Origin of the sequence: Bacillus sp. AF62 (assembly GCF_050312695.1) — a bacterium.
Taxonomy (GTDB): Bacteria; Bacillota; Bacilli; order Bacillales; family Bacillaceae_G; genus Bacillus_A; species Bacillus_A cereus.
Map to the genome: position 1 here is coordinate 1 of NZ_JBNPJZ010000170.1, position 5,267 is coordinate 5,267.

Below are 5,267 nucleotides of genomic sequence, written 5' to 3' on the forward strand. Positions count from 1 at the left end.
TTCTTCTTCTTTTTTTGTTCTTGTTCAATCTCTTCTTGTATCGTTTTGTCTACGACTTCTTTTATTTCTGGTCTCATATCATTCCTCCCCTTACAACATGTATCAAGATTGATTAGAATATTTTCGAACAATTAGCCCATATGTAAGGGCCAAAAGAATAGGTATAATCGCAAAAACATGAAATAGTAACGTTAAAACAGTAGATTGCTGGTTTTGTATAAAGTCTAATAATCCCAAATGACCGATTCCTACAAACCAAATGAAAAAGGCTAGTTTGGCCCTGTCATCAATACGACAATGTGTTTCACGATGGATGATTTGGAGAGCGAGAAGAATGAGCGTATACCAAATAAGTAATCCTAAACCTATCCATCCTAATAAATCGGTCGGCCATTCTCTTTGAATGAAAAGAATGATTATGTTCATCCATCCCAAACACCCGATACAAAGAAAAATACTGATACTCACCATTTTCATACAAGTTAATCCCCAGTTTTGCATATCTATATCGCTCCTTTTTTCATGAAAAGATAGTAAAGTCCTATAAAACTAGGACTCTACTCATCTTTTTTTGGTGGCTCCAAATCATCTAAGTTATCTAAGTTTTGTGGATCAGTAGAGGGCATCCAATTTTCACTTCCAGCGGCTACAGCTCCATATTGTATATCTGGCGTATCGATCGTTACCGCTTTTTCTTGAATCGGCTCATTTTTGCTTACTTCTTTCTCATTTACTTGTGCCAAATCAGAATTGGAAACGGATTCCGTTGGAATAAATGCGTCAGAAAAATTTGATAATTGTACGGTTGACTAGACATATATATAAGGTTTTTTAGCGACAATTTGCCCCGATTCATTCACTTCTGCAGGTATAGCATCTGGAATGTCGGCATTTGATATAGAAGAACTTGTTTCTGTTGTTCGTGGGACAATGACACCTTCTTTACTTACATCTGCACGAATTGTATCTGGTATTAACGGTTCATTTACATCTGTTTCAATCGGCGTGGATACTTCTTGTGTTGAGATTTCTTGTTGTGGGATATTTGTTGAAATGTCCTGTTCTGACTGGATTTCTTCTCTTGAAATATCCATCGGAATTTCTTCTGTTGGAATGTCTTGTTGTGGGATATCGGATGGGATTTCTTCAAATGTTTCATGATCTGCTGATACTTCCTCTAATGGAAGTTCTTGCGTTGGTACTTCTGTCTGGATTTCTTCATATACTTCCATATCGTTTGGAACTTCTTCTAGTGGTATTTCTTGTTCTGGTACTTCTTGTTGTACATCTTCATGTACTTCTATATCAGTCGGAATTTCTTCTAGTGGTACCTCTTGTTCTGGTACTTCTGTTTGAATTTCTTCATAAGCCTCCATACCAGTTTGTGTTTCTTCCCCTGTTGGGATTTCCTCATCTTCTAAAGATACAAGCTCTGGTTGAACCTCCATTTCTGATTCTTCTACATCTGTTCCTTCATGTTGTCCTTCCATTTCTTGTTCTAATGCTTCCTTATCTAAGCTGATAAGGTCTTGTTGCATTGGTGCCTCTTCTTCACCTGGTGTCGTTTGTTCTTTCCCTTCCTCTTCCTGCTGCGGTAAATCCCCCTGTTTATCACGATCCTGTAAAGAAATAAGTTTTCCTTTCTTTTGATTCTCTTCTTTTTCTTGTTCCGTTTGATTATTTGGTAAATCATTCGGTATATTCGCTTGCACTAACGGGTTGGCTTTTGACTTTTCGTCGTCTGTCCCTGCATTTTCTAACTGGCCGCCTGCCGCCGCTAATTCAGCCGCGCTGTTAAAATGTGCTCCCATTTTGTCTCCAATATAAGACATTGTATTTCCAGCGTACTCTTTTCCTTTATCTACAAAGTTTTCAGTCATAAGAGATATATTTGTAACTGTCTCATACACGCCACGTGCTCGACTAAAGGCTGCAACAATATTTCCTCTAAACAGGTAGCAAAGAACAAAAACAAGAATTTGGAAAATCATTGTAGACACATATCCTGCAACGCCCGCTTCTGGTAACACATATAGTAGTTCTGCTACTGTAAAGATGATGACCAGCATAACAGACATAAATATTTTTAATGCTAATGGGCGTATCCATTGTGAAGCCCAGCTTTCAATTACTCTGCGGTGTCCTGGCAATAAAGCCACCGCCATGACGATTGGTGAGATACTACTCATGACAAGGAACCATAATTGGAATGCTACAATTAGTAAGCAAAACGCAATTACTGGAACACCTGCGAATGTATTCACAACATAATACATGACTGTAAATACAAGGCGCTCTCCTACAGAGGAAATAACCATCATTTGGTTTCCTTGATCCTTTACCTCTTTTTGTACTATTTTTATACGATCTTCACCTGGCGCTTTTGCCAATAATTCATCTACTCGTTTAGCTCCCAATTTTTCTTTTGAATCTTCCCCATACTGTAGAAACAAATATGGTCGTTCAACTAACAAATCCCAAATCTGCTTTTTCACTGAAAAGATTGCATCCGCTTTGGAACGTCCTGGATCACCTGCAACCGTTCCTGTTGCTTTTGCTAATACCGTTACACTAATTTCGGAACTAATCGTATTTGCACTCTTTAAAATCGCACCTGCATTTCCAATGTACGTAACAATAAAAGCAATAACCAAAACTGTTTTTACTAACTCACTTAAACCTTTTGAGGGCTGGCGCTTAATAAAGAAAATATAGCCCGCATAACAAGCCGATAACACACAAGCAATGCCGATAATTGCTGGGAATAGTCCAGAAGATGAAAAACCACCTTTTCCAATACCAGCGATATTTTGCATAGCCGCACCTAATTTATCCGCTACGGTATCTACAATATCCAGGTTCAATGCTTGATCGACTAAAAAGATTGTTAACTGGCCAAGAATTACATTTAACTGAAACGCCATATTGGCAAGCCATTGACATGTTGTATACAACATTCTTTGCAAGTCTTTTCCTACACTATCATCACCAAATAAGTATCCACCAACTTTTTGAAACACGTTCTTATCTTCTTCCTTTGGTTGATAAGTGTCGATTTCGTAATACTTATCTTTGTAAATCCCATCTGTGTACCCACTAAATAGATTTTCAGATATGCGCGCTCCTTTTTGTTCCTGTTTTTCTTCTGTTTTTGTATCTTCCGCTAGGGCCACATGGGACCCTAACGGTAGTAAGAAGAATGCCAGAATCATACAAATAGAGAAAAGTTTTTTCATTCCTTTTGCCCCCATTTATGGACATGTACAGGTTTCACATCTCCCACAATTGAATTAAGACTATTTGTTGAATCCCATGCCCATTCATAATTTTTCCACTTATTATCCTTTTTATCTTTAACCATTCGGAGGTATAACCCCATTTGAGCCTTTTCTACAGGATCATAAAATTTTATTCTGTAATAAAATTCATCCTCACCCTCTTGTAAATCATATCTATACAAATCGTAGCGCTCTTTCATTTCTTTACTAATGTCTGGATTTTTTACTCGATCCTCTCCAAAATCATATTTTTTGTACTGTAGTTCATTTAATTTTTTTCGGTCCATTTCAATATAAGCCTTTAAATAAGCAACTGCGGCTTTATCTGATTCTTTCATATCACGTTCTTTCTGACTTTCTTGTTGATTCGCATTGCTTTTCGTTTCATTTGAGCAACCCGCAACCCCCGTTACCATCAACATTCCTGCTACACATAATCCCGATAACATACGTAATTTTTTCATCGTTCCATCCTCCATATACAGATAATTTAGAATACTATTATCTGTATTGTAATACGAATTACGCCAATTGTTGCGCTCGTTCTTCGTCTGTTTTCGTAGAGGAATCAAATGCAGTCTTTAATTCTTGGAAAACAGGATCAATTTCTACAACCGCGGTTCGCCCAAAAATATCCTGGAACAAGGCTTCGCCGCGTCGTAACTGACGTAACATTAAGATATTTTCTTCTGTGACCGGTAAGTTATAGTAACGCAACATTTCTTCCGCTTCCTTATCGTATTTCAATGCAAAACAGAATTTCATCCCCACATTTGCAACCTCTTTATTTTCTGATTGATAATCGGATGCGTTTTGTGTTCCTAAATACAAGCCGATATTGTGATAACGTCCTTCTCGAATGATTTTGTCAGAAGACGCCGCACCCTCTTTATTTTTCAAAATACTTGATGCCTCATCTTGTAGGTATACTTTGAAAATACTACGATCGGAATGCATTAAGGATTTACCAAATGCCGCTAATGCAATTAAGATACTACGAGATAATTTATCTGTAACACTTTCATTCTTTTCCTCTGATTTCGGAATGCGTAAATGTTGAATTTGTAATACCTGTAATGGACGTTCTAGGCTTAATACGCGGTAATCTTGACCTGGTCTACCAAACAATAAATCTCCTAACTGGATGCCTTCTAAGGTTGCTAAACGATTTGTAAGAGCGTTTAATCGTTCTAATTCAGTTGGCAATAGGTTAGGTTCTTTCTTCATTTCCTCTAGTTCTTTACGAACTAAAGTTAAACATGCGTCTTCTTTTTTCGCTACTCGTTCAATCGCTTTATATAAATAGTCATATCGGATATCCTCTAATCCTACATCCGATAGGAACGTTAAAATTTCAAGTGCTAAACTCTTCGCATCTTCAATTGTTGCGCTTATTCGGAATGGGTCTAAACAGCCTGCATCCTTTTTATCCTTCCCAAGCGTCCACACTTGCAAGGTATCCTCATTGAACCCTGGCAATAATTCGGGCCATCTTGTGCGGTCCCCTTTAGGATCAATAATAAATGCCCTTCCGCCACTCATAACAATCCAGAAAGCGAGTAAGTTCATTAGGAACGATTTCCCTTTCCCTGTTTGCCCCGCGAACATAACCGATAAACTTTCAAATGCTGTCACAATGTTATCTAATGCTTTCACCGCTAGTTCGGGACGAACAAAAACAGGACGATTTAATTTCTTTGTCTTTCCAATGTAAAACCCTTGATTGTCACCAATTTGTGTTGTGGCCCCAAACATGCCCATTGCAAGTACGCCTGGTTCCACAAACAGTTTAAAGTCCGTATTGTAACGTTTCGAACCTGGTAAGAACTCGTAAAAGTATGCTAACTGTTCTCCATATGGATTGACCAATTCAATTTTCATTTTGCGATATTCTGTAATCAGCGTATTAACACGTGATTTTAATGTTTTCTCATCTTCGGCATATACGCAAAACAGTACACTTAGTTCATATCCAGGTGCTCCCGTTGT

3 protein-coding genes and 1 pseudogene are annotated in these 5,267 nt (G+C 37.9%); all 4 read right to left on the reverse strand.

Translation table 11 applies throughout. The features are described 5' to 3' along the window. Window positions 1–102: 102 nt before the first annotated feature. Window positions 103–501, reverse strand: a complete 399-nt coding sequence (locus tag ACQRBL_RS31815; protein WP_411996694.1) for a hypothetical protein — start codon at window positions 499–501, stop codon at window positions 103–105. A gap of 56 nt (window positions 502–557) precedes the next feature. After that, window positions 558–3,236, reverse strand: a pseudogene (locus tag ACQRBL_RS31820) (CD3337/EF1877 family mobilome membrane protein). Then, window positions 3,233–3,742 carry a hypothetical protein gene (locus tag ACQRBL_RS31825; protein ID WP_000736225.1) on the reverse strand — a complete coding sequence of 170 codons (510 nt, stop codon included), beginning with the start codon at window positions 3,740–3,742 and terminating at the stop codon, window positions 3,233–3,235. The pseudogene ACQRBL_RS31820 and the gene ACQRBL_RS31825 overlap by 4 nt, the downstream one beginning before the upstream one ends. 58 nt (window positions 3,743–3,800) lie before the next feature. Beyond that, window positions 3,801–5,267, reverse strand: a 1,467-nt coding sequence (locus ACQRBL_RS31830) for an ATP-binding protein (protein ID WP_427736361.1), incomplete at its 5' end; no start/stop codon positions are given.